Here is a 23,850-nt window from a genome sequence, read left to right on the forward strand (position 1 = left end):
GTTGGGTGACGCCTCAAAGAATAGGCGCCGTTCTCTGCAAGGCGCGCCGATTCATGGCAGCGCTAATGTCACTACTGGGCCGCCGCCTTCGCCGCTTCCTTGGAGTGAAGCTCGGCAAGCATCTGCTCGTCGGTCTTCATGATGCCGAAGTCGAGCAGCATCTCCTCCAGCTCCTCCATGGTGATCGGCGTCGGGATCGTACCCTGGCCCGAATTGGCGTGGATCTTCTCGGCCAGAGCGCGGTATTCCCCTGCCTGCTTTGAGTCCGGCGCGTACTGGATCACCGACATCTTCCTGAGTTCGGCATGTTGGACGATGTTGTCGCGGGGCACGAAGTGGATGAGCTTGGAATTCAATCGGCCAGCCAGTGCTTCGGCCAGATCGAGTTCGCGGTCGGTTTGACGTTCATTGCAGATCAGCCCGCCCAGCCGCACACCGCCCGAATGGGCATATTTGAGGATGCCCTTGGCGATGTTGTTGGCGGCATAGAGCGCCATCATCTCGCCGGACATGACGATATAGATCTCCTGGGCCTTGCCTTCGCGGATCGGCATGGCGAAGCCGCCGCATACCACGTCGCCGAGGACGTCATAGGAGACATAATCGACATCGTCATAAGCGCCATTCTCCTCGAGGAAATTGATCGAGGTGATGACGCCGCGGCCGGCGCAACCGACACCCGGCTCGGGGCCGCCGGACTCCACGCACTTGATGCCTCTGTAGCCCACCTTGAGCACGTCCTGGAGTTCGAGGTCTTCCACCGAACCTTCCTGTGCGGCGAGATCCAGGACGGTATCCTGAGCTTTCGAATTCAGGATCAAGCGTGTGGAATCGGCTTTGGGGTCGCATCCTACGATGAGGATTCTCTGCCCGAGGTCGACAAGGGCAGCGAGCGTATTTTGGGACGTGGTGGACTTGCCGATGCCGCCTTTTCCGTAAAAGGCGATCTGACGCAGACCTGACATAATAGCTTTCCTTCCTTCGTTCTAATCATCGCGACTGCCCGCGACACAAGTGCCGATAGGCAGCTCGTGCCGCCTCACACCAAGCATCGCAAAAAGCGTACCAGCGTGATCGGCCGATCCCAGAAAAAACTTTGTCATTAAATTCCAGCCGCTTAGACGGCGGCAAAACGCGCGAACGGGCCTTTCAGGCGTCTGTCACGGACACGACAAAGCCGACACAGATTGTCGTGCGCCATCCAAACCGCCGTGTGTCGAGCTCGAAGCGGGAGAATGGGGAAGTTAGCCCAAAGCTGATGGCGAGACCATCGGAAGACATCGGCTCTTGTCTTTCCAGCCTGCCATTGATCGGGCGGTCGCTGGATGAGCAGGAGCCTGGGGCTTGACCGCGGCGCGGGTAGTTCAGGCAGGCTTACAGAGCGGGAACGCCGGCGGCCGATAGACATCCGCGCTTAACCTTTCATAGCCCGTCTACAAGTTGGTTCCGCCGACGCGCTATATGGAAGCCAAATAATTCAGTAGCTTAGCCGAGAGCATTGATTTTTTCAGAAAGATACGTGTTATACGCGTACGAACCGCCGAACCCATGGTCGGCGCCCTCATGCGCGTGAGACCCCGTTGTGGGCGAGGCTCGCGACTGGCTGCACGATCCTAGCCGGCCTGCTTGCCATTGAGTTTGGTCCCGCCGCGGTAGGCTGCGGCATCAAGGGCAACATCAGCTACAACACTGGCAAGAAGATTATCACGTTCTTGGACAGGAATCTTACTGGGAGACACGCATCAACAGGCGGGCGGGCGGGCTTCGAGAGGTTAGTGTCGCGGCAGCTTGCAGATCTGCCCACGGGGCCGCCACGATCGCAAAGTGTGTACAAAAGCGCCCTCTCTGCCGAACTGAACAGTGCTCACGGCCATAGCCTCGGATGAGCCCGACTGGCTTGACCTCTGCATGATGAGAGCAGCTTTTACACCAGGTGCGCAGCACATGTCTTTAACGAACGCATCGTCTTCAAGAATATAGAGAGCAATTCGGAAAACCGAGTAGTTGGCGGCGAAGCTAGGAGAAGGTATACACCACCCTCTTGTTACCCCAGAGTAGAACGTGCAGCTGCGGCAAGACGCGGGCTTCGAACCACCTGTCGCTGGTCACCTTTTCTACCAGCGATTCCATGCGCATCATATTCCGTCGGACTCGACAGAGACGTCTTCATTACCACGGCGGGGCGGCGTGTGATTGCCGGGTTGCAGACAAACCTCGCCGCGACGTCTTTGGGACGAGTGGTGTCGGCACCGAATCCCTATCATTTAGACTAGCCAGCTTGGGGAGCGCCGTCAGACCGCCAGACCGGAAGAGGAGGCTTCGCGCCAACTTGTGCCAAGAATGTTGGACCGTGCGGAACCGCTGGGGCGGCGCTCAACTCTGGCGCAGGATGAAGCGTCGATTGGGTGAATGAATAGGGCGCGCGTTCGACGGGTAGAGGGAGGCAAATCGCTGGATGTCTGCCGGATCAACGTCAACCGGTTCCATCGCCACCATCCACTCGACGTTTTCGGTGCACGGCGGCGTCGTCAGTGAGCCCTCATAAGTCCAATAGCCAAGCGAGGCTGGCAGAAGCCAGTTGGGATTCACCTCGTCGATCGTCACCTCCCCATTCGGCAGTTCGGGAAAGGCCGCAGCAAGGGCAGCAAAGCTGGCATTTGTCGCGCCGGGCGTTAAAAAGACGCCCAGCACGCCCAGAGTACCACTTTGCGTGTCCTTGTGAACGAAATGCACCTCCATCGGGAAGCTCTTGCCCGCCACGTGATGTTCGCTTGGCGCATGGAAATGGAACTGTACCAGTTCGTAGACACGATCGCTGCGGGTCAGCGTGCTGCCTTGTGGCATATTGATTTGAATGGTGTGGCCGTTGTTCACCATATTGCCGCCGCCCTTGTGCCAGCCGATGGCGATATGCGGGATATCCGCCTTGACCGCGCTGTTGATATTGATCGGCGATTGCTGCGTGCCGGCAGAGCATACGAAATTTTCCTTATCCAGATCAGCCCAGTGCTCCGGTCCGACCGGACCGGTGTACCCCCAATGGGCACTGGTCGCTTGGGCGGCTTGAACGCAAATCCGGCATGCGCCGAGCGCAACCAACCCTTTGATCAGGTGACGACGATACATATTACTTTTGCTCCTCTTGCGAACTGATGTTGGTGGCTGCCCTAATGGACGCGTGATGGCCAATCGGCGCGGCCAGTATTGTCCTTTGCAACTGATAGATGCCCGCATGCCTTGGCGTGCTTTCATAAGTGCGGCTGCCGTTTCTCGGCTGGCCGGCTTCTGCAGCCCGCAACGGGAGCAGTTTCAACCAGCTAAACGATAAAAAATTTGAGCAGACCAGCGCTTGACCCCCGCCGCAAAGGCACAGGCGAAGGTGATCACTGCGCGGCTGCCGTTCGCGCCGGAGGCCGCATCGCTATACTTTACACTCGCTGCCCAAGGAGACGCAGGCGACCCTAATACGTTTTCATCGCTACTCCCGACGCAGCCGACCCACGCCACGAAAACGTTGCTATATTTCACGTTGGGCCAGTGAGGAAATCGATCTTCTTTATGGAAGGCATTTGCGCAATGGATGCATTCCCATGCTGACAGTCGTGCGTCAGGCCGGACAATGAGATACATCGATAAGAGCTGGACAAGGATGAGGGGATGACGTGCTTGCGACGGAGCAGGTGGGGCGAGAAGGCCAGTTCTTGCGGATTTCAACTTTGCGTGACGACAGCTCATCGGAGTCAAGGTGACACACGCCGGCAGCGGGGTGTCCGGGCGGTTTCCAGCCGCACAATCGCGAGACCGCTGACGCGAACAAAGCTCGGCTGTACTCGGCACGCGAAGAGAGCCTGCCAAGCCGTTGGAGCCCGGCCTTCCGGTGCGACGCAAGCCGCAGACTAGACCGCCCTCTTGTTACCCCAAAGCAGAACGTGCAGCTGCGGCAACACGCGGGCTTCGAACCACCTGTCGCTAGTCACCCTTTCGACAAGCCATTCCATTCGCATCATTATTCCGTCCAAGTCGACAGAGGCGTCTTCACTGCCAGGGCGCGGCGGCGTGTGATTGCCGGGTTGCAGATAGATCGGAAGGTGCGGATATCTCGCCGCGACTTCTTTGGCGTAGGCATAGTCACTCTCGTCGAAAACGACGAGCTTGAGCACGATTTGCGGCTTCTCTTGCGCCGCTTCGAGGCATGCATCAAACGCAGCCCAACGGGTGGTCATCTCGCTGGACGGCGGCTTTGGGCTAAGGGTCAGCACGTCAAGATCCGCAAACCACTCCCTCACCACGGAACCCTGCGTTTCCAGTGCAAAACGATAGCCCTCGCGATGGCCGCGTTCTATGAGGGGACCGAACGGCTGAATGGCCGGGTTGCCGCCTGACAAGGAGACCATAACCGGCCTGCCGCCGGAAAGCGCATGGACGGTTTGCCACACGGCATCGATCGGCATCGGTAGCCATTCATGGCGATACTGATTGTCCACCGCGTGAAGGCTGTCGCACCATGAACAGCGATAATCACATCCGCCGGTTCTGATGAACACCGTCGGCAAGCCGATGAGCACGCCCTCGCCCTGGATAGTCGGCCCGAATATCTCGCTCACACGGATTGCGGGATGCATGTCGGTCACGGACGGTATTCCGCCCAAGTTTTCGGTGTTTCGCTAACGCGCACGGCCGCGGTCTGCGGCAGACGTGCCTTGCACCATTCATAGAAATGTCTGGCCAGGCATTCCGCCGTGACCTTCTCATGTCCCAGCACGTCGTTGAGGTGCCGATGGTCGAAGCTCTCGTCAATGTAGCGTTTGAGCGGCGCCAGATCGTGATAGTCGCGCACGAAGCCGTGGGCGTCCAGTTCCTTGGCCGACAGCTCCACTACGACGACATAGTTATGCCCGTGCAGGCGCGCGCATTGATGGTTGGGAGGCAAGGAGGTGAGCTGATGCGAGGCCGAGAAGTGGAATTCCTTGGTGATGTGGAACATTACGCGCGCCTCCTGCGCAGCGCCTCAAGCCAGAAATCGGCGTCCTCGTAGTCGGTGGGATCAGCGTGCCCGGCGAGATGGAACGCTTCGCGCCGCTCGACGCAGGTCCCGCATCGTCCGCAGTGACGCACGCCGCCCTTGTAACAGGACCAGGTCTCAGCAAACGGGGTGCCGTATCTTGCGCCATCCGCAACAATGTCAGCTTTTCCGAGATTCACATACGGTGCATAGAGGCGTATCTGCGCATAGCCGTCGAGCGCGCGGTCTTGCATTGTCTGGAAAGCTTCAATGAAGGCCGGACGGCAATCGGGATAGATGAAATGGTCCCCACCATGCACGGCCGCCGCCACCGCTTCGGCGCTGTGGGCGGCGGCGAGACCGAAGGCGATTGCCAACATGATGGCATTGCGGTTCGGCACCACCGTAATCTTCATCGTGTCTTCGGCGTAGTGGCCGTCCGGCACGTCGATACTGCTAGTCAGCGCTGAGCCGGAAAGGCCACGGCCAATTTCGCCGATGTCGATGATCTGGTGCGGGACCTTCAGTCGCTGCGCGCAAAGAGCGGCGAAGCCCAATTCCTTCCTGTGCCGTTGGCCATAGTCGAAAGATAGAAGGCCGGTGAGTTCGTGCTCCGCTGCCACCATGTGAGCAAGGGAAACGGAGTCCAATCCGCCAGAGCAGACGGCGAGAGTCTTCATCATTGGTATCCTTGTTTTGACCGGGTAAGGCTGCGACCGGAGATTTCTCTGCGCCCCCACTACTCCAGCGACTCAGTTTTGTGAACCGGGAGAATTTGCGCTCAGCCCGATTGGAACGGGAGTGCGTCGCGTCCAACACGCGTGATCAATAAAAGTTGAGCGCTTCAGCAGTTTGTTTCGCATCGCGCCAACTTTCGCAATCTGCTGTCGGATCGTCGACTTCGAGACAAGGTGATGTTCGGCCGACATCGGCTGACTCTTAATTAAGCCGCAGAACACATGTTGGCTTTCTGGCCTTCGCTTGTGCGGTTGGCACGACAATTGACATTCTAATTGTGGGGCGGCACACCCCGCCAGCCGAAAGTGGCAGTGAGCTCCTTCAGGCGCAGGTTGATGTGCTGATTATTCGGCGATTTTCCGATCTCGAACCAGAAAGCGAGGGCGACATGGATGCCAGCAAATTTGACATTGGCGACATCCGCCTGGAGAACCCTGCGCGGCGCGATTGAGGCCGCAGGCGAGCCTGCTCTACCTGCCGCCCTACAGTCCCGACTTCAATCCGATTGAGAACGCCTTCGCCCAACCTAAGGCGCTGCTGCGAGCAAAGGCCGACCATCAAGGCTCTATGGGACTGACGTTGCCCCAGCAGTTTTGAGTTCGTTTCCGGCGTGGGTTGTGCCCTGCTGGGCGGGTGAAGCGACGGGCGCTGGCGCGGAGCCTTTGGCATAGCGCAGCGCGAGCGACCGTCGCGGATTGAAGGTGCTGGCGAACTTGGCCGGGGTCTGCCAGGCGATTTGGGAGTGCGGCCGCGCGGTGTTGTAGTCGGCGTGCCACAGGGCGATGGCTACGCGCGCCTGAGCCAGCGAGGTGAACAGCGTCTCGTTGAGCAGTTCATCGCGCAGTCGGCCGTTGAAGCTCTCGATGAAGCCATTCTGCATCGGCTTGCCGGGCGCAATGTAATGCCATTCGACGCGGTTCTGATCCGCCCAGGAGAGGATGGCGTTCGAGGTGAACTCGCTGCCATTGTCGCTGACGATCATCCTGGGCCGGCCGCGCTAGTGATGAGCCGGTCCAATTCGCGGGCAACCCGCATGCCCGAGAGAGACGTATCAACGATGAGTGCCAGGCACTGTCTCGTGCAGTCGTCGACGACGGCCAGGATGCGGAAGCGGCGCCCGTCGGTGAGCTGGTCCGATACGAAGTCGAGCGACCAGCACTCGTCGGGCCTCAGCGGCACCAGCATTGGCGCCCTGGTCCCGATCGCCCGCTTGCGGCCGCCACGGCGGCGAACGGCGAGCTTCTCCTCCCGATAGAGCCGGAACAGCTTCTTGTGGTTCACGACCAGGCCCTCCCGCCTCAGCATCACGAGAAGACGCCGGTAGCCGAACCGGCGACGCTCCTGCGCGATCGCCTTCATCCGCTCGCGAACCTCCCGGTCGTCCGGCCTGCTGGTCTGGTAGCGAACCGTCATGCGGCAACAGCCGATGGCTTTACACGCCCGCCGTTTGCTCATCCCGAAGCCTTCCTTCAGGCGAGCGACAGCTTTCCGCTTGGCGGCGGGCGTCACCATTTCTTTCCCACAAGGTCCTTCAACGCGGCATTGTCGAGCATGGCGTCGGCCAGAAGCCGCTTCAGGCGCGTGTTCTCGTCCTCCAGCCCTTCAGGTCGCCGAGCCTCGGTGACATCCATCCCGCCGAAGCGGGCCTTCCAATTGTAGATCGAGGCGTCGCTGACCCCGTGCTTGCGGCACAGATCGCCAACCGATACCCCGGCCTCGTGTTTCTTCAAAATTCCGATGATCTGCTCTTCAGAGAAGCGGCTGCGTTTCATGTCCTGATCCTCTGGATGGGCCAGAACGAACTTCAAACCGGATTAGATCAGAGGGGCAAGGCCTCGGCGCGGTCGTCGACCTCTTCACCCCAGCCGAATGTGCCAACTACTTCAAAGCCGCAGGATATGACCTGGATCAGATAGGACGTGCTCCAATGGTTTACACCTGACAGGAGTCCGGCCCCCACAACCGTTTCGCAATGAGGAGCAGCGCTGCCGCTGCTCCTCCAATCACACGACGGATTCACGATGCGGCAACTCGAGCCATGATTTCGGATCGAATGGCCGATGCGGTGTATAGTGAGGCATCCAGCGGCAAATCCCCAAATGCCAGTTGACACAGAAGATAATTAGCACCTGCCTCTTCCAGCTGATCAAGGAGAGCTTTTCGGACAGAATCTGCCGTTCCCACGACGCACAATTCACTTTCAATTGCTGCATCGAAGTTCAAAGGCAAGTTTGGTGGAGTGGAAATGGCATTTAGTTCGTATAGAAATTTGAAGCTATTGAGCCATCGTTCATAGGCAGGTGCTGCGAGCAAATACGCATCTGTTTCAGAACGCCCTATCACCACCATTCGGAGCAATCCAAGAAATGGCGCTTGCTGGCCAATGTCAGCATCGTGAATTCGGGCGGCGCGGAACGCGTCGGTAACGCTGCGAACAGAAGTGGAAGGTCCGACGCAGGCGATGTTTGCCCCATTCGCAGCGGCCCAGCTAGCCGGCTCGGGTCGATTGGTGGCGATCCATGTCGGCGGATGGGGATATTGGTGAGGTCTCAACGTCAGCGGAACATCTTTCAACTCAAAGTGGCGGCCCTGATAAGAAAGCGTCCCGCCTTTCATCGCATTGATGAGAATCTCACTGGCCTCCGCATACTGTTCTGGTGCTGCTTCTACAGCAACCCCGAAGTATCCCAATTCAGTGGGAGCAGAGCCGCGCCCTATGCCGAGTTCAAGCCTGCCGCCGCTCAACTGATCAAGCATGCAGATCTCCTCGAAGGCACGCAGCGGATGATAGAGCGCAAGTAGCATTACCATGGGACCAACACGAAGACTGCGGGTTCGCTGGGCGACGCTCGCTAAGAACAAATTCGGTGATGGACCTCTGCCATGCGGCGTACAGTGGTGCTCGGCGAGATGATACGCATAAAAGCCATAGCCATCGCACGCTTCTGCTAGGCTCAGCCGATCTGCATATTGTTGTGCGATGTCATCGCCGTTTTCGTCCAGATGATCGAAGATGCCGAAGGTCAGGCCCGAAGCGGAAATTTTCTTCAATTAATTGTTCTCCAAATTACCTATTATTTATTCGCTAATCATCATAGCTGGCGACATATCAGCACCTATTACTTGGCGCTTAATGTGAATTGACTTAATGCTTGTGCACACCGCGATTCTTCTTAAAGCTCATACAGACGCGTTTGGCGGCAGCAAGGAATTTGTCCATCTGCTCTGTGGTGCCAATGCTGACGCGAATACAGTTCTTCAAATCTACGTCAGGAAAGCTGGCGATGAGGATCGCCTGCTCTTTCAACGCGGCTTGCCAGCATGAGCCCTCCTGTCCCGCCGGCACACGGGCCAGCAAAAAGTTTGCGTGGGAGGGTGTTACGGAAAAGCCAAGTTGCAACAGCGCCAGGGTCACTCGCTGTCGTTCATGCTTGATGTGCCTGTGGTTCTCTTCGTAGGCGTGGCGATGCGCAAGAATGCTTTTCCCGACCGCCTGCCCGATCACGTTCATGTTGAAGACATTCTGGATGTTGCGCAGCCTGCCAATGATTTCTGGGTGACCGAAACCGAAGCCGACTCGCACGCCAGCAGCAGCATAGCTCTTTGAAAAAGTCCTCAAGATCAAAAGATTCGGATGTCTATTGACGAGGCGCAGGGCATTGTCGGGTGCGAAGTCAACGTAGGCCTCATCCAAGACGACCAAGCGATCTGCTTGCTCCACAAGGCGTTCGATTTCGGCCACCGGCACGAATGTTCCGGTCGGATTGTTCGGATTAGCCAACAGAATGAACTTCGCGTCTTTTGCGGGGCCGGACAGCAGTTTTTCTATCGGCAGGGGATGAGCTTCGCTCGATGCGATTTCGAGAAACTCGGCACCCTGCAACATGGCAAGTTTACGGTTGAACGAAAATCCGGGCGACAGCATCGCCACTCTATCTCCTGGGGCGAGGAAAGCTCTGTAGATGAGTCCGAGCAGCTCCGACGAACCGTTGCCGGCAATCACCTGATCTTTGGAAAATCCGTAAGCATCGGAGGCAGCTGCCCTTAAGCTGAGATTGTCGTCTTCCGGATAAAGATACTGGTGTTCGATCGCAGCAATTGCACTTTGCATTACGCTCTTCGGCAACGGAAACGGGTTCTCGTTCGTATTTAGCTTAACGCAATTTGCATCCGTCGCTGGTCCGTTGGACGAGAGAGCATCTAATTTGCTGGCCACCGGCGAAAAAAGCGAAAGCACGGTCTTCAGTTTTGCATCGCACATGTTCTTCTCCGTTTTTCAGTCCCGCAGGGCATGTGACATGAGGCAATAGTTGATCGTGACTTGATCGACGTTCGGCTATATCAGCGCTGCCTTCCCACCCTGGTGGGGATCGCCGACCACGGTTTGGATTTGACACCGGCAAGCTGTCGAGAACCTGATGACGACCCAACGTGTGGCCGACGGCCGATTCGGCGCAACAGACGGTGTTTCAACATCGCATCGTCCTCAAAGCCGCATGCAGGGCCTGCACGACAGCCCGTCTCCAGCGCCCGCAGATAGGTGGAAGCCGAAGTCTTGCCGAACCTCAGTTGCTCTGCCACCTGGCCCACCGGACTGCCCTGTTTATGGGTCAGGCGCAGGATATCTCTGACGCTCGTTCGTCTTGCTTGCTTCCGTCTTGGCATGGGCTCTCTCGGTTTGCTGATGAGAGAGCCAAATACCGGCTCATCTGAGCATGAGACGCAGGCCTGACGATATGGAGCGTCGCTGTGGCGCGCGTAGCCAAGAGGGTTCGCCTCGGTGGCGGGGCATGCAAGACGGCGCACCTCCTTAGCCATCCTGTCCCATCGTCTCAGATCGTGAGGCGCACCTTATAGTCGGTGAGGAGATCTTGCAGGGTCAGGTTACGCCCTAGCGCTTAAGGTTGTTGGTCGCACCGAGCAAGCGCGGGACCTGTCGACGGACAACAGCGGTGCCACTGCCGGCACTAGGTCGTCCAGCATCGCAGTGAACCGCGTACGTAGTATTTTGTCGTAGGCGGCATTCTGGATAGCCGGATACGGGCTCTTCACCCGCTGCACCACCGATTGCGGGATGATGTCGCGAGAAACATTCACGGATTTCGTGAAAAAAGTGTACCCGCCGAAGAGCCCCACTCGCGGGGGCGGTGCAGCACCACCTCGGTGTCACTGCTCGTGTTCATGCGATGGACTAGGCCGGCCAGCTGTTGACGCAGCTCGCGGTAGTTGTAAGTCTCACCCGTGTAGACGAGCACCAAGTCAGGTCGGCCATCCTCCTGGAGCATCCTCGGCTGACGGCCGCCCTGGATATCGATGATTGCCAGGCGGTGGTGTCCCAGCGCCGCAGGCCCGCCGATCCAAGTCCCCTCGTCGTCCGGACCGTGGTTCGCTATGGTGGCCGTCATATCGGCAAGCTCCCTTCGCGCATCGGGACCTCCGAGGTCTCGATTGAAGTCGATCCATTCACAGATGCCGCACAGGTTATGTCGCCGCATTTGGGGCGAAGCAGATATAAGGCCAGTGGGAAACCATCGAGGCAAAGTGACGGATCTAGCCCAGCTACGATCCGCATCCGACATTGTCGGACATCGGACAGCACCGCGATTCGCTGCATAGGAAGCCTGGAGTCGCGATTTCCCTTGGGGGAATCAGCGCATGAAAGGAGAGCTGGGTCGTGTCTGCCGAAATGAGAAATTGCTCCCCCTTATTGCCTCACCGAGGAATGTTACCCAGCGCGATAGACGGACATGCCCTACCTCCCCCCGTTGCAGCTGAGGGAGATAGGGGCCAGCTCTTCATTCAACCCTCATGGAGGATGATCAGCCCAGCCATTTCCATGCGCCGGCCTTCACAAGCCGTGCACCATTCAGGTTCTTTTCCTTGAAGCGCGACGATCCTTGTCAGACGTCGCAACACTTGCTGCCGAGAGCACGAGCTCTTCCTCGAGCATGCCTTGATCTGCGCCTCGAACGGCTCGCACATGCTGGGTTTCAACGACTTCGCAGAGGTTGATATTCTGCAGTGACTTCGTCTCGCTGCTGCACGGCATTGACGCTGGGAGCCATGCTCGCGTGGCGCAATTGTGCTGAAGCCGGTGCCCACGGCAACGTTTCTTAACCCGCCCCAGATCCTGGCGTTTGGCTATTTCCGACATTCGTGTCCGGCTTCGGACAAAGGCCGGGTTTGCCGAACGGAGTCGCACCCAATTTCCAGTGCTGCTTGAGCAATAATATCGACCGGCATTACTGCACAACACGAAAGTTGCTGCAAAAACCGAAGTGAACCCAAGGCATCGGGTCAATTGGCATGGCGCTTGCGACTCGGTCGATAGAACGCAGTCAAAATCACGGTTGCAGACCATGCCTACCTCTCAAAGCTCGATAAAGCACGCGAGCGAAATTCCCCGTCTCCGCGGAAGCTCGTCGCCTTTAAACGTGCCTGCTCGGGGGCGGTCTTGCACAAGACCGGTCCGAGGCAACCACGCCAAGGCGCGAGGCTGCCGGAACTGTCGACCGAAGTCGATGCCGCTTCAGTTTAACCGAAAAATGCACCGTACCACTTTGGCCTGGGAGCAAATCAATGACCGACAGAAAGAACGTTCCTCTCGTGACCTTTCGCACGCGTGTTCGCGATGAGTCGATCGGGGGGCCAAATCCTTATCGGTGGGAGAACAAGACCTCCGACGATTATTTCGGGGGCAAGCGCGTCATCCTGTTCTCGCTGCCTGGCGCCTTCACCCCGACCTGCTCGACCTTCCAACTGCCCGATTTCGAAAAACTCTATGATCAATTTCTGGAACTGCGAATTGACGCGATCTACTGCGTCTCGGTCAACGATGCTTTCGTCATGAATGCGTGGGGAAAGTCCTTGGGGCTGCAGAAGATCGAGCTGATCCCAGACGGGTCGGGCGAGTTCACGCGCAAAATGGGCATGCTGGTCGCGAAGGACAATCTGGGCTTTGGCATGCGCTCCTGGCGATACGCCGCTCTGATCGACGATGGCGTGGTGGAGCAGTGGTTCGAGGAGGAAGGCTTCTGTGACAACTGCGAGACGGACCCCTATGGCGTTTCATCCCCGCAAAACGTTCTCGACAAACTGAAGGCGGCGGCATGACCCAGAAGTGGCAAGTCTCACACAACCCAAGCACACACTAGAGCATCCTCGGCAGATTACGGTTCAACATGCATCTCTCAGCAAGCCTGCTTCAACGCCAGAAGCAACGTATGGTCTTATCGCCTCAAGCCATTGAAGCTATTCGCTTGCTGCGATTGACGCATACTGAACTCCATCAGCTCGTGCAGCAGGCACTCGAGAGGAACCCCGTTTTGAAGCCTGACCCGTTTGACGACGATTCGCCGCTGTCAGGGGTGGATCAGCGGAGCAGTCAAAGCAGAAGCGAAATCGGCGAATCGCCCATTGGCGGGCCGTCTGGCGGGCGCGGGCAATGGAAGTCGCAACGCAGTAGCGGCAACGATCGACCTGCCGTCGAGGAGTTTACCGCCCACACCGAAACATTGCACGACCATGTCGCCCGCCAGGTCGCCCTCACCCCGTTCACCCCCCAGGAGCGGCTGATTGCCGGACAGCTCGCCGCCCATCTGGAGGACACTGGCTATCTTCAGGTAAACCTTTTCGATCTGGCCAGGAGGTTAAACGTTCGGCAAGCTGATGTGGAACGGGTCATCGGAATCTTGCAGCAATTTGATCCGCCGGGGATTTTTGCGCGAACTCTCAGCGAATGCCTGGAGATTCAGCTGCGCCAGCAAGACCGGTTCGACCCGGCTATGGCAGCTTTGGTCGCCAATCTCGAGATGCTTGCACGGGGGGATTTTCAGGGATTGAAGCAGCGTTGCGGAGTCGACGAGGAGGATCTCCTCGACATGAGGAACGAAATCCGCGCGCTCGATCCCAAGCCTGGAGACCGGTTCCAGTCCGGGACGCCGGAAACCATCGTACCGGACGTCTGGGTAATGCCCAAGTCCGAAGGTGGATGGCGGGTGGAGCTTGATCCGGCCACGCTGCCCAAAGTGTTGATCAACCACACCTATGTCGCCGAAATCTCGCAGCTGACCAATCAAAATCCGGAAGGCAAAGCGTTTCTCGACCATTGCCAGGAAAAAGGGAACTGGCTGATCAGCTGCCTCGAGCAGCGCGCTAAGACGATCCTTAAGGTTGCGACCGAAATCGTGCGCCAGCAGGATGCCTTTTTTACACACGGCGTCGCCCATCTGCGGCCTCTCTGTCTCAAAAATGTCGCTGACGGGATCAAAATGCACCAGTCGACGGTAAGCCGGGTGGCTTCGAACAGGTACATGTTAACTCCGCGCGGGGTGTTCGAGCTGAAGTATTTTTTCACAGCGACAATCGCATCCTGCGAGGGCGGCGACGCGCACTCCGCCAAATCTGTCCGCCATCGGATCAAGGCAATCATCGCCGAAGAATCGCTCGACAAGGTACTTTCCGACGAAGACATCGTTGCTCAGCTCAAGCAGACCGGCATCAATGTCGCTCGCCGTACCGTCACCAAATATCGCGAGGCGATGAACATCCCTTCCTCCATACTACGGCGCCGCGATAAGCGTTTGTCCGCAGCTGCGATCAAGCGAAGTGACTAACCGGCATTCCTGGTCGGCGAGAGGCGACTCTCAACTTCCTCCGGGCCGAAGCAGCTTTCGAAGTCCTGGCATTCCCGACAACTGGGTGCAGTGCATGACGAAAAGCCTTCGGCCTCACACAGCTTGCGGTAAAAGTACTTTTTCCATTTCATGTTTTCTGTGTTGCCTGCCGCCAGCGCGGGAAAATGTCTGGCAAGCAGGCGGCTGAGCTCAGCGCGATTTGAGAGGCCAAGATCCCGCCAAAGATGGTCCGTGCGCATCGCACGCCGGGCGATGATCTTGGCCAAGCGGCCGCTCGCCGGGTCGGCCGGCGCAGCATGCGCTAGCAGCAGCCGGCGTAGCAGCTCCTCTTCCAGTTCCGGCTCGGGCTCGCTCAACTCCTCCAAAGCGAATACGCTGCTGGAGGTAGACGGGAAAGTTGCGGCCAAGACATCACGCAATTCGACAGACGAAAGGCCTGTCCCCTCCGTCGCCAACACCTCGCCCGCCTGGACCTCCTCAAGCGAACGTGAATGTACGCAGGGCAGCACATGCTGATCGAAGCTCCTCCCTAGCTCGGACCCACGCCATTGCGCGCTGGATAGGCAGCCATCATCGTAACGGCCGGCTTCAGCTTCCGGCATGACAAAGCGCCTTGTTGACCGCAGGGATGATCTTGTCGCCCCAGAGCTCGATCTGGCGCAGCATCGTCTTTTGGTCGAAGTCGCCCAATTGAGTCTGAACTGCGATCTGGTCCGGTTTCAAGATATCGATCTCTTCCAGCAGGCGATCAATCACGCGATTTACGCTGCCAATCGGCAAATTTTTGCGCATGGTCTCGAAGGACAGATCCTGCTGGGTCGGTGTCTCCTGCAGCAGGTAGCCATCGTGGCTCTGTTGGCGGCGCTGATGCAGGGCTTCAGAAAGCCGGCGCTGGAAGCGGGCATTGTCGAGATAGCTGTTGATCTCCAACTCGTCGTGGCTGGCATAGCAGCAGCGCAGCAGCGATATCTTGACGTCGGTGACGTTCTTTTCCTCGGATGCCGCCGCCCTCTCGACTGATTCACGCAGTGTGGTCAAAGTCTCTAAGCCGTCGTGGAAGGCTGTGACAAAAAAATTGTGCCCCTCGCGGTAGGCCCGAGCCATCCGTGCGGCTCCGCCAGCGATCCAGATAGGCGGCGTCGGCTGCTGGACTGTGCGGACCGAAATCGCTGTTGGGGGGATCTTCTCATACTGGCCGTCGTGTTCGAAGACGTTTTGGTTGAGGCCCTTGAGAATGATGTCCAGGTATTCCGAAAAGACGGCCGGCGCCTCATCGATGTCCACGCCGAACCGTTCGAACTCGAACTGCTGGTATCCCAAGCCTACGCCGAGCTCGAGACGGCCGTTCGCAACGATGTCGGCGAAGCCGATCTCGGACAGCAGGCGCTGCGGTTGGTAAAGCGGCAGCACGCAGACGGCAGTGCCCAGGCGAATCGTGCTTGTCAAGCCGGCGCAGTGCGCCACCATCATCAGCGGGGATGGTATGAGGCTGTAATTGTTGAAGTGGTGCTCAGCAAACCACGCGGTGTTGAACCCAGCCTGCTCCGAAGCGACGGCCTGTTCGATGGAGTTGCGGATGACGCTTTCTGAGGATTGGTGATAGCCACGCTGGGCGGCCAGAATGAAAGTGGCAAATTCCATGATTTCTCCTCGTTATAGACACGTCAGCCGACCGGGAATGTGCTCGGCATGCACATGCTTGGATCTCAAGCACCTCAGGTGCGTCGTGGAGCCGAGGCTTCATAATGCTCGGCCGGTCGCCCTGCGAAGGCCTGGCAATTAACCTGCGGCCTCCGCAAAACATTCGTCATAGAGTTCGCTGGCGTTTCCCGCATCACCGAACGAGGTCCAGCCGCCGTCCACGTAGAGGATCGAGCCGTTGATGTATGAGGCGTCAGACGAAGCAAGGAAGAACGATGCATCTGCGACGTCTTCTGGCCGTCCCATCCTGCCCATGGGGATGCGTCGTCCGATTGCTGTCAGGTCGATGCGGCCGGCTTTGGCCAACTGAGCAAGTGCGGGCGTGCGGATGTGGCCAGGAGCGACGGTGGCTGTCCGAATTCCGACCGGCCCGAGTTCGGCCGCCATGCAACGGGTCAGCATATCCATCCCCGCCTTGGAGGCGCCGTAGGCATGGCGCGGCGCGAACGGCAGAAAGCTGTCGATCGACCCGAGATTGAGGATCACGCCGCCCGGGCGCATAGCCTTGATCGCTTCGCGCGCGCAGGTGAAGGCGCCGGTAAGGTTGACATCCAGGACGTGTTCGAGCTGTTTCGACAGTTGCTCGATCGCAGGCACAATCCTGTCGGCGGTATCAGCACTATTGACCAGAACATCGATATACCCGAAGCGTCCCCTCAGTTCTTCGAACATCGACACCACATCGCTCTCGACGGCCACGTCCAGCGATTTCGCCAGATGCTTGCCGGGGAGCGATGTAGCCAGCTCTGCCGCTGCAGTGCCATCTTTATCAGCAATCACGACGGTGTCGCCGTTCGCGGCAAAGCGGCGAGCGACGGCCGCGCCAATGCTTTTTGCGCCACCGGTGACGAGCACGATTCGCGCATCTGTGCATTCGGCCGGACAGGAGAGCTCGGCTTGGAGCGCACCATCCACCGGCGGGTGAGCATCCCCCGGCTGGTTGAATGACATCCAGCCTCCGTCGACTGCCAGCACCGAGCCGGTGATGTAGCGCGCCTGCGTGCTGCTCAGAAAACGCACGACCCTGGCGATCTCGTCGGGGCGAGCCAAGCGCCCCATCGGCACGCGGCGGCGTATCGCCGCGAGGTCCATTTTGCCAGCGCGTGCCAGTTCTGTGACCATTGGGGTGCGGACGGAGCCCGGCGCCACCGCCGTGACGCGGATTCCTCGCATAGCCCACTCGCATGCAAGGGACTTTGTCAACGAGATCACGCCAGCTTTCGAGGCTGCGTAGGCGTTGCGCCTGGGATTGCCGACCACGCCCGCCATCGAAGCCACATTGACGATCGCACCGCCCGGCTTCATGCGCCGCGCCGCTTCCCGGGCCATAACGAATGGCCCAATAAGGTTCACTGTCACGCCGCGTCGGAAGGTATCGACAGCGGTGTCGATGATCCTATCCATCGTGGGTCCAACCGCCGCATTGTTGATGAGGACATCGATTTGCGCGAACCGTGCTTCGACCTGGCCGAAAAGTGAGAGCATGTCCTTCTCTCGCGACACATCGCACTCCAGACCGACGTGCGGCGACCCGAGATCCCGAGCCAGTTCAACCACACCACTGCCCGGAAGGTCCACCGCAACTACAGTGTCTCCGTCCGCGGCAAGGATATCGACCAGGGCACGGCCGATCCCGCCCGCAGCGCCTGTGATGATTACGGTGCGTGCTGCCAGTTTCACGAGAGCTTCTCCACGATGACCGCTTGTGATCTCAGCCCATCAACCTTGGGCGGAATGAAGGGCCGAGCCAAATCGTTGCAGTGACCGCCAGTTGCGGCCCCACACAGATGTCGTTCCCGTAGGGCGCTCATCCTCCATTTCTACCCACTTATGCAGCTCCCAGTTGGGGACCCTCGACGCCATCTTGGTCGGTGGGGATGTGACCCTTGAGCAACTGGTAGATGGGATCGTCTGGATGTTGTGCTCCAATCGGCTGTCGCCGGCCGAACCTATCTGCCTCAAGAATCGCTGGCGGGATTTGCTCCTCAACCCAATCGTAGACGACTGTCCGTTCCGCAATTCGCCACTCGTCCTGCCTCTTCTGAAACAGATCGCAGTAACGGCCGCAAAGCAGCGTCTGACGTATTTCTTGGTCTGTATCCGGTCCGCGTTGCAGCGCGGTGAAATAGCTCTCGACCGCGGCCTCTGCTGAACTGATGAAGTCGATCAGGCTGTTCGTGATTTGATGGATGTTACGGTGCCCCGGCAGACCGAGAGCAAATTGGATGAAGTCCTCTGCCGGTCCGCAATAGGGACCGTGCCTGTCATACGCTTCGGGCCAGTATGCGCTACGCAGCGCCGCCTCATCGGCGCGGTCTATCCCGCGGCAGTACCGATACAGGCAGTTGCGGATCGCCTCTCGGTCACGCAGTTCGGTAATTTTCGCGTGGTCGACAGGGTCTGTCGCGAATTGTATGATTGTTTTATCCTTCCCGATGCCAGTCTGCACTTTGCGTGTGTCTCTCTCTACAACTGAGTTAGCGGGGGGCTCGTCAACTTCCAGAGCTTGTTCGGGGCAGGCTCGTACCCCTTTTGAGGCAAGCAGTTGCTCCCCATCGGCAACATCAATATCACCGGGCAAGATGTAGCCGGCGTCATCAAGCTTGAAGACTCTCGGCGCCCGCGCCCAGCAGCGCGCATGACCCTGGCATCTGGCTTTATGTACGACGACACGCATAGCGAACTCCAATGTCGTTGGCTGAAACTTCAGGACCAGTCCAGGATCAGATTCTCGATCCCGAACACATGGCCGCCGAAGGTGATAGGTTCAGTCCCTGTCTTGATCCGAAAGGCTGGGATGCGCGCCAGCCACTCCTCCAGGCCAATGACAATCTCCCGCCGGGCAAGGTGTGAGCCAAGACAACGATGGGGACCATAGCCAAAGGCAGCGTGCCGGTTGTCCTCGCGCGCCAGATCGATCTCATTCGGGCATTCGAATTCCGCCGGGTCACGATTGGCAATCATCGTGGCACAGGAAACATAGTCTCCCTTGCGGATCGGCGCGCCTTTGAAGTCGACATCCTTCGTTGCCACTCGGATCATCTGAATGGTCGAATAGGCGCGCAGCAATTCTTCCGCAGCGACGGCAATCCGGTCCGGTTCGCTTCGTAGCAATTCCTGATCTTTGGGGTTGCGCGCGAGATGGGCCAAGTCGAAGCATATGGCTGCTGAGACCGTGTCGAGTCCCGCGACGAACACAAGCACGCCGATGCCACGGACTTCTTCGTCACTGAGCAGACGACCCTCGACCTTTGCCTTCACGATGAAGGTCATGAAATCATCGACCGGCTCCTTGCGGCGCTCGGTGGCAAGTTCGTCGATGAAGGCCACGATCGTCCGGGCTGCGGGTGGTCGTTGCTCCTTATCGCCGTGGAGCAGATCTCTAGCCCAGCCGACAAATGTTTCTAGTCCGTTGTCCGAAAGCCCAATAAAGCGAAGGAAGATATTGACCGCGAACGGAACTGCAAAATCCTTCATGATGTCGCAGCTCGTGCCTGATGCGGCGATCCTGTCGATCAGCTTGATCGCTCGTTCCCGGACAGCCGGCTCCAATGCCATTACCCGCTTTGGCGAAAGCAGCGGATTGAGCAGTGAGCGAAAAACACCGTGGAATGGCGGATCGAGCTCAAGCGGGATCATCGGCCAGCTCTCGCCGAGCACAGAGGCGAAGATGCTGCGATGGCTGGAAAACGTTTCGGTGTCCTGCGGCACCCGGCGCTGGTCGCTCGCGCGAGTGATGACCCAGGTACCCCGACCGTCGCGCGTGTTGCTGGTTGAATAAAAGATCGGAGGCCCGGCATGAACGCAAGCAACCGCTGCATGCGGATCCCCGTTAGCGGTCGGCAACATGCCGGGCGACGTAAACAGGCTGAAGTCCCTCACCATTTCGGGCGGGACATGATCTGGAACCGGCCGCGATTTAACCGCGCCAGAATCGAGAGACCGTTCATGAGATGCTGTCGGCATTTGCATGCAATCGTTGGTGCAAGCTCCGTGCCGAATTCGTCTTTCGATAATCCTTGCCGTTTGCTGGGCAACAGGTGGCGCCTGCGCTGACTTGCTGGTCGGGATTGCAACATTCTTGTCCAGCGTCGGACACAGAATGTAGAAAGCTAGACACCGACTTGGAGCAACTCAACTGGTGGGATCGCTAGCTGTGGAGCCTCAACAGGTTGTCCTCGGTTAGAGCGAGGCGACTGATAGGTGTTTTGGACTTTAGGCTCCCGTGGGGACGGTGCCAATTGTATCTGTGCAGCCAGACCGGCAACTCTGCGGCGCGGTGATCTGAAGTCGGATAAGCGATGGCATAAGCCCATTCGCGCAGTGCTGTCTGGATGAAGCGCTCGGCCTTGCCATTGGTCTTGGGTGTATAGGGTCTTGTCCTGACGTGCTTGAGGCCGAGATCGCGGCAGGCCTTGGCGAAGGCCTTTGATCTGTAGCAGGAGCCGTTGTCGGTCATGACGCGGGCTATCGTGACGCCGAGGCTGGCGTAGTAGGCCACCGCCGCCTTGAGGAAGGCGATGGCGCTTTCTTTTTTCTCGTCGGGCAGGATCTGCGAGAAGGCGATGCGGGAGGCGTCGTCGATGCAGACATGGACGAACTCCCAACTGCTGCCGCGCGAGCTGGCATTGCCGGTGCGCTTGCCGGTAATGCGATGACCGATGCGCTCGAAACGACCGAGCTTCTTGATATCGATATGGATCATCTCGCCAGGATGCTCGCGCTCGTAGCGTCGGATCGGCTCGGCCGGTTCGATATCCCGCAACCGCGACAGTCCGGCACGCTTGAGAACCCGGCTAACGGTGGCGGGCGAGACGCCGACCTCATGGGCGATGTGCTTGCCGGTCCAACGTTGCCGCCGCAGCGCCATGATGCGCTCGGCGATCAACGCAGCGGTGGCCTGCGGCATATGGGCGGGCCGCGAGGAACGGTCGATCATGCCGGCCCGCCCTTCGGACTTGTAGCGCTCGACCCAGCGCGCCACGATCTTGGCCGACACGCCGTAGACACGCGCCGCATGGGCTTTGGAGAAAGCGCCTTCTATCACCGACAGCGCCATCTCCTCTCGACGCAGCGGTGTGAGACGGGCATTCTTATGGATGTTCATTCGGATCCTCCGATGGATGCTGAAGCGTGGTAACTCCAGTCTCCTCGGTCCGGTCCGAATGGACAACCTCCCGAAAGCTCACAGCTAGCCGATCATGTGCCCGGGGAGCATCCAGTTCGAAAGCTTGCTCTAAGCGGCTTGGTGACTTGGCCGAGGTCACCCAGGTGGAAATGACCAACACTTGGGGTAAGCCTAGTGGCGCTCCCCTCGATGATGTCTGGCGGGGTGGTTAGCCGCCTCCGTGGGACAAGATCAGTCTACACGAATGGGCTATAGCCTCTCCTCGCCTGCCTCACTGGCCGTCCTTCAGAGCCGGCCACACGAGCTTTTGTCTTTCAGCAGGGCGTTTTTCTCGCCAGCTACAGAGCCACACCGACGCCATTAATGAGCGTCCAGTCGACGGGTTGGATGGCCCTGTCCATCTTGCCCAGCACCTTGGCTTAGCATTTGCCGGTGCGGCGGAAGCCTTCAAGACGCAGTTCTTGACCTTCTCCAGATCAGCCTCGGATGGATATCGGCAAGGGTTCAGCTCGTCCTTTTGAACTTGCGCATCTTCGTGTTGGCCAACCCCAGGCCGCCCGACATATTTGCGGTCTATCCGGCACCTCAACTTCGAACAACCTTGCGGCAAGCTCTTGGGATAGCCCACGCTCGTGCCTCCACCACCCGCTCAGCAGAGCCAGATTTGTCGTTGATGGCACGGAACTTGCGGAGTCATTCGCAGATGCGTCACGGACCGAGAGTGTCGTCCCATGAATTCGATCACCAAAAAGGCCGCCCGACGTTGCTGGGACCGCCTGCAATTACCTTATCCCAGAATTGGGAGCAACGGCTTCAAAAGGGATAACTCATCACCTCAATTTTGTCGATCGCGCGGCCATCGAACCGCAGCCATCGATCAGACTTCCGCCTCGTTGCACTCATTGCGACCGCCTTGGTGCTTGCGACAACCGCTCAATTCTGGCTGCCAGGATAACCACATATGGCGACGGAACTTCCTGCTTCAAAGCAATATAGAGATCGTCGATCATCCCCCCATCAAGGCCTCGATCGAGGACACCGCGTTCGGCTTGCTTGGTTCGCAGTGAACAGACCGCACTTCGACGAATGCGATCGATGCGACCGCGCCGAGAACTCTCCCGCATTGTCGACGGTTGGGTCCGTCGGCCCTCCGATGAGGCCTCGGATGCGTCGGGCGCCGAGGCCTCGACTGATGCCGACTGGCCGCCGCCGGAAGGTCTCGCGGCTTTGATCCCCGGCGATGTAGCCACCCCTGCTGCAACAGCTCCTAGCCGGAGAACTCATTCATGACCGAATCGGCGACAGATTTAGTGGACGCGGCTTTGTTCGACCGAGATCGGCTTGACCCAGAAAGTCCCTATCAACGTTCTGGCCCTGCATGGGGTGCCATCATTTCGCTTTCCTTCGGCACCTTCGGGCTTGTGACGGCAGAGTTTCTGCCCGCCAGCGTTCTGACACCGCTCGCGCATGATCTCCGTATCACCACGGGCACGGCTGGACAGGCGCTAACAGCGACCGCAATCGTCGCGGCGATCTCGGCACCGATAATCGCCATCGTGACAAAGCGTCTGGACCGCAGGGTCGTCATCTGGGCGATGACGCTCCTGCTGATCCTGTCGAACGTTCTGGCAGAGGTTGCGGGGTCGCTGCCGGTTTTGCTGGCGGCACGCGTCGTCCTTGGCATATCGCTTGGTGGTTTTTGGTCTATTTCGGCAGCGTTGGCGATGCGGCTGGTTCCAAGTCACCTCATGCCGCGCGCCATGTCGATCATCCTCACCGGCGTTTCTGTCGCCTCCGTCTGCGCGGCTCCAATCGGCGCTTATGTCGGTGACATTTGGGGATGGCGAGCCTCGTTCAAGGTCGCCGCAATCGTGAGTGCCGTTGCGCTGCTCGTGCAACTCGTAACCATTCCGCCACTGCCTCCGATCGAAGTGCGCAGATTCCGCAGTCCGCTGGATGTCGCGAAGAATCCGGCGATGAAGGTTGCGGTGCTAGTCGTGCTATTGGTCGCTTCCGGCCATTTTGCCAGCTTCGCCTACATCCGCGCCTTTCTCGAGAGCGTTCCTGCGCTCGAAAAGAAGTCAATCCCGCTCGTGTTCCTTGCTTTTGGCACGGCCGGCGTCTTCGGCAATTTAGCCGGCGCATTCCTCACCAAACACAGTCTCAAGGCGGTCGCGGCCCTGCCGCCCCTGCTCATTGCCGTAGCCGCTGTCTCGCTCCTGACTATGGGAGCATCGGCCTTGACCTCGGCAATTGCAGTTGCCGTATGGGGCTTTGCTTTTGGCGCGGTCCCGGTCGGATTGCAGACATGGATGGTGCTACGCGCCGCTCCGAAACAGGCCGAGAGCGCTGGTGTACTGATGGTCATAACCTTCCAAGTGGCCATCGCAGCCGGCACAACTTTCGGTGGCCTATTGGTGGATCACACGGGTATTGCCAGTGTCTTTGTCTACAGCGCGGTTGCCACGTTCCTCGCTGTCTTGACAGTATTTTTGCTCGGCCCGAACCGCAAAACCTGACCGCCTGGTGGGGAGTGACGGTCGGCGGCGTTCACGCTATTGCCACCTCTGAGCTCGGCCCAAAGGCCGCGGCTTCGTCGTAACCATGCGGTCGATGGGGCAGCGCCAAATTGCTTCCTGCTCATC

17 protein-coding genes and 4 pseudogenes are annotated in these 23,850 nt (G+C 58.8%); 4 read left to right on the plus strand and 17 right to left on the minus strand.

The genetic code is table 11. The annotated features are described in order from the left end of the window. Positions 1-71 precede the first annotated feature (71 nt). From nifH to queC, 6 genes and pseudogenes are all read right to left on the minus strand, one after another. On the minus strand, positions 72-965 hold the full coding sequence (gene nifH, locus EN824_RS23275; RefSeq protein WP_024505261.1) for a nitrogenase iron protein: 894 nt from the start codon (positions 963-965) through the stop codon (positions 72-74). Positions 966-2,016: 1,051 nt separating this feature from the next. Further along, positions 2,017-2,213, minus strand: a pseudogene (locus tag EN824_RS36120) (7-carboxy-7-deazaguanine synthase QueE); the annotation flags it as partial. A 160-nt stretch (positions 2,214-2,373) separates the two neighbouring features. Beyond that, a complete protein-coding gene (locus EN824_RS23285) occupies positions 2,374-3,126 on the minus strand; it encodes a carbonic anhydrase (protein ID WP_126063825.1) in 753 nt (250 codons plus the stop codon). 770 nt (positions 3,127-3,896) lie between these two features. Next, positions 3,897-4,622 carry a 7-carboxy-7-deazaguanine synthase QueE gene (gene queE, locus EN824_RS23290; protein WP_164752747.1) on the minus strand — a complete coding sequence of 242 codons (726 nt, stop codon included), beginning with the start codon at positions 4,620-4,622 and terminating at the stop codon, positions 3,897-3,899. Between the two features lie 5 nt (positions 4,623-4,627). Further along, a complete protein-coding gene (queD, locus tag EN824_RS23295) occupies positions 4,628-4,984 on the minus strand; it encodes a 6-carboxytetrahydropterin synthase QueD (protein WP_126063824.1) in 357 nt (118 codons plus the stop codon). Beyond that, complete coding sequence (gene queC, locus EN824_RS23300) at positions 4,984-5,682, minus strand: 7-cyano-7-deazaguanine synthase QueC (RefSeq protein WP_063170389.1); 699 nt, start codon at positions 5,680-5,682, stop codon at positions 4,984-4,986. The genes queD and queC overlap by 1 nt, the downstream gene beginning before the upstream one ends. 492 nt (positions 5,683-6,174) lie before the next feature. Between queC and EN824_RS23305 the strand changes: the two are divergent. Continuing rightward, positions 6,175-6,292 (plus strand): annotated as a pseudogene (locus EN824_RS23305) (transposase); the annotation flags it as partial. Positions 6,293-6,305: 13 nt separating this feature from the next. On the opposite strand, the pseudogene EN824_RS23310 reads toward EN824_RS23305, so the two are convergent. The 4 genes and pseudogenes from EN824_RS23310 to EN824_RS23325 form a co-directional block, all read right to left on the minus strand. Beyond that, positions 6,306-7,512: pseudogene (locus EN824_RS23310) on the minus strand (IS3 family transposase). 244 nt (positions 7,513-7,756) lie between these two features. Then, complete coding sequence (locus EN824_RS23315) at positions 7,757-8,791, minus strand: LLM class flavin-dependent oxidoreductase (protein WP_095484287.1); 1,035 nt, start codon at positions 8,789-8,791, stop codon at positions 7,757-7,759. 94 nt (positions 8,792-8,885) lie between these two features. Further along, positions 8,886-10,001, minus strand: coding sequence for a histidinol-phosphate transaminase (gene hisC / locus EN824_RS23320; protein WP_126063823.1), 1,116 nt, complete (start codon positions 9,999-10,001; stop codon positions 8,886-8,888). Between the two features lie 832 nt (positions 10,002-10,833). Further along, positions 10,834-11,145 (minus strand): hypothetical protein, encoded by a 312-nt coding sequence (locus tag EN824_RS23325; protein WP_206437555.1) that lies wholly within the window; start codon positions 11,143-11,145, stop codon positions 10,834-10,836. A gap of 1,174 nt (positions 11,146-12,319) precedes the next feature. On the opposite strand from EN824_RS23325, the gene EN824_RS23330 reads away from it, so the two are divergent. Further along, positions 12,320-12,853, plus strand: coding sequence for a peroxiredoxin (locus EN824_RS23330; RefSeq protein WP_029356553.1), 534 nt, complete (start codon positions 12,320-12,322; stop codon positions 12,851-12,853). 68 nt (positions 12,854-12,921) lie between these two features. After that, positions 12,922-14,355, plus strand: coding sequence for an RNA polymerase factor sigma-54 (rpoN, locus tag EN824_RS23335; protein ID WP_126063822.1), 1,434 nt, complete (start codon positions 12,922-12,924; stop codon positions 14,353-14,355). Here the strand turns inward: rpoN and EN824_RS23340 are convergent. The 7 genes and pseudogenes from EN824_RS23340 to EN824_RS23365 all read right to left on the minus strand — a co-directional run bounded on the left by EN824_RS23340 (position 14,352) and on the right by EN824_RS23365 (position 21,184). Further along, positions 14,352-14,978: a nitrogen fixation protein NifQ gene (locus EN824_RS23340; protein WP_029356557.1), complete on the minus strand. Its 627-nt coding sequence runs from the start codon at positions 14,976-14,978 to the stop codon at positions 14,352-14,354. The genes rpoN and EN824_RS23340 overlap by 4 nt on opposite strands. Further along, entirely contained in the window at positions 14,965-16,017 is a 1,053-nt protein-coding gene (locus EN824_RS23345; protein WP_024505249.1) for an LLM class flavin-dependent oxidoreductase, read from the minus strand. Before EN824_RS23345 ends, EN824_RS23340 begins: the two co-directional genes overlap by 14 nt. Positions 16,018-16,155: 138 nt before the next feature. Then, complete coding sequence (locus tag EN824_RS23350; protein WP_063169384.1) at positions 16,156-17,757, minus strand: SDR family oxidoreductase; 1,602 nt, start codon at positions 17,755-17,757, stop codon at positions 16,156-16,158. Between the two features lie 148 nt (positions 17,758-17,905). Further along, positions 17,906-18,493: a nuclear transport factor 2 family protein gene (locus EN824_RS23355; protein ID WP_126083656.1), complete on the minus strand. Its 588-nt coding sequence runs from the start codon at positions 18,491-18,493 to the stop codon at positions 17,906-17,908. A gap of 138 nt (positions 18,494-18,631) precedes the next feature. After that, positions 18,632-18,754, minus strand: a pseudogene (locus EN824_RS36125) (ferredoxin); the annotation flags it as partial. A 29-nt stretch (positions 18,755-18,783) separates the two neighbouring features. After that, positions 18,784-19,962 carry a cytochrome P450 gene (locus EN824_RS23360; protein WP_189522221.1) on the minus strand — a complete coding sequence of 393 codons (1,179 nt, stop codon included), beginning with the start codon at positions 19,960-19,962 and terminating at the stop codon, positions 18,784-18,786. A 265-nt stretch (positions 19,963-20,227) separates the two neighbouring features. Beyond that, positions 20,228-21,184: an IS481 family transposase gene (locus tag EN824_RS23365; protein ID WP_126063820.1), complete on the minus strand. Its 957-nt coding sequence runs from the start codon at positions 21,182-21,184 to the stop codon at positions 20,228-20,230. Between the two features lie 1,307 nt (positions 21,185-22,491). Between EN824_RS23365 and EN824_RS23370 the strand changes: the two genes are divergently transcribed. Continuing rightward, the gene (locus tag EN824_RS23370) at positions 22,492-23,724 is read left to right on the plus strand and encodes an MFS transporter (RefSeq protein WP_126063819.1); all 1,233 of its coding nucleotides are present in this window, start codon (positions 22,492-22,494) and stop codon (positions 23,722-23,724) included. Positions 23,725-23,850 lie beyond the last annotated feature (126 nt).

Origin of the sequence: Mesorhizobium sp. M8A.F.Ca.ET.181.01.1.1, from assembly GCF_004792025.1 — a bacterium.
Taxonomy (GTDB): Bacteria; Pseudomonadota; Alphaproteobacteria; order Rhizobiales; family Rhizobiaceae; genus Mesorhizobium.

Bases quoted from the DNA above. Each gene is read 5' to 3' on its own strand.
- nifH (WP_024505261.1), bottom strand. From the start codon at position 965: ATGTCAGGTCTGCGTCAGATCGCCTTTTACGGAAAAGGCGGCATCGGC.
- EN824_RS23285 (WP_126063825.1), bottom strand. From the start codon at position 3,126: ATGTATCGTCGTCACCTGATCAAAGGGTTGGTTGCGCTCGGCGCATGC.
- queE (WP_164752747.1), bottom strand. From the start codon at position 4,622: ATGCATCCCGCAATCCGTGTGAGCGAGATATTCGGGCCGACTATCCAG.
- queD (WP_126063824.1), bottom strand. From the start codon at position 4,984: ATGTTCCACATCACCAAGGAATTCCACTTCTCGGCCTCGCATCAGCTC.
- queC (WP_063170389.1), bottom strand. From the start codon at position 5,682: ATGAAGACTCTCGCCGTCTGCTCTGGCGGATTGGACTCCGTTTCCCTT.
- hisC (WP_126063823.1), bottom strand. From the start codon at position 10,001: ATGTGCGATGCAAAACTGAAGACCGTGCTTTCGCTTTTTTCGCCGGTG.
- EN824_RS23325 (WP_206437555.1), bottom strand. From the start codon at position 11,145: ATGACGGCCACCATAGCGAACCACGGTCCGGACGACGAGGGGACTTGG.
- EN824_RS23330 (WP_029356553.1), top strand. From the start codon at position 12,320: ATGACCGACAGAAAGAACGTTCCTCTCGTGACCTTTCGCACGCGTGTT.
- rpoN (WP_126063822.1), top strand. From the start codon at position 12,922: ATGCATCTCTCAGCAAGCCTGCTTCAACGCCAGAAGCAACGTATGGTC.
- EN824_RS23340 (WP_029356557.1), bottom strand. From the start codon at position 14,978: ATGCCGGAAGCTGAAGCCGGCCGTTACGATGATGGCTGCCTATCCAGC.
- EN824_RS23345 (WP_024505249.1), bottom strand. From the start codon at position 16,017: ATGGAATTTGCCACTTTCATTCTGGCCGCCCAGCGTGGCTATCACCAA.
- EN824_RS23360 (WP_189522221.1), bottom strand. From the start codon at position 19,962: ATGGTGAGGGACTTCAGCCTGTTTACGTCGCCCGGCATGTTGCCGACC.
- EN824_RS23365 (WP_126063820.1), bottom strand. From the start codon at position 21,184: ATGAACATCCATAAGAATGCCCGTCTCACACCGCTGCGTCGAGAGGAG.
- EN824_RS23370 (WP_126063819.1), top strand. From the start codon at position 22,492: ATGACCGAATCGGCGACAGATTTAGTGGACGCGGCTTTGTTCGACCGA.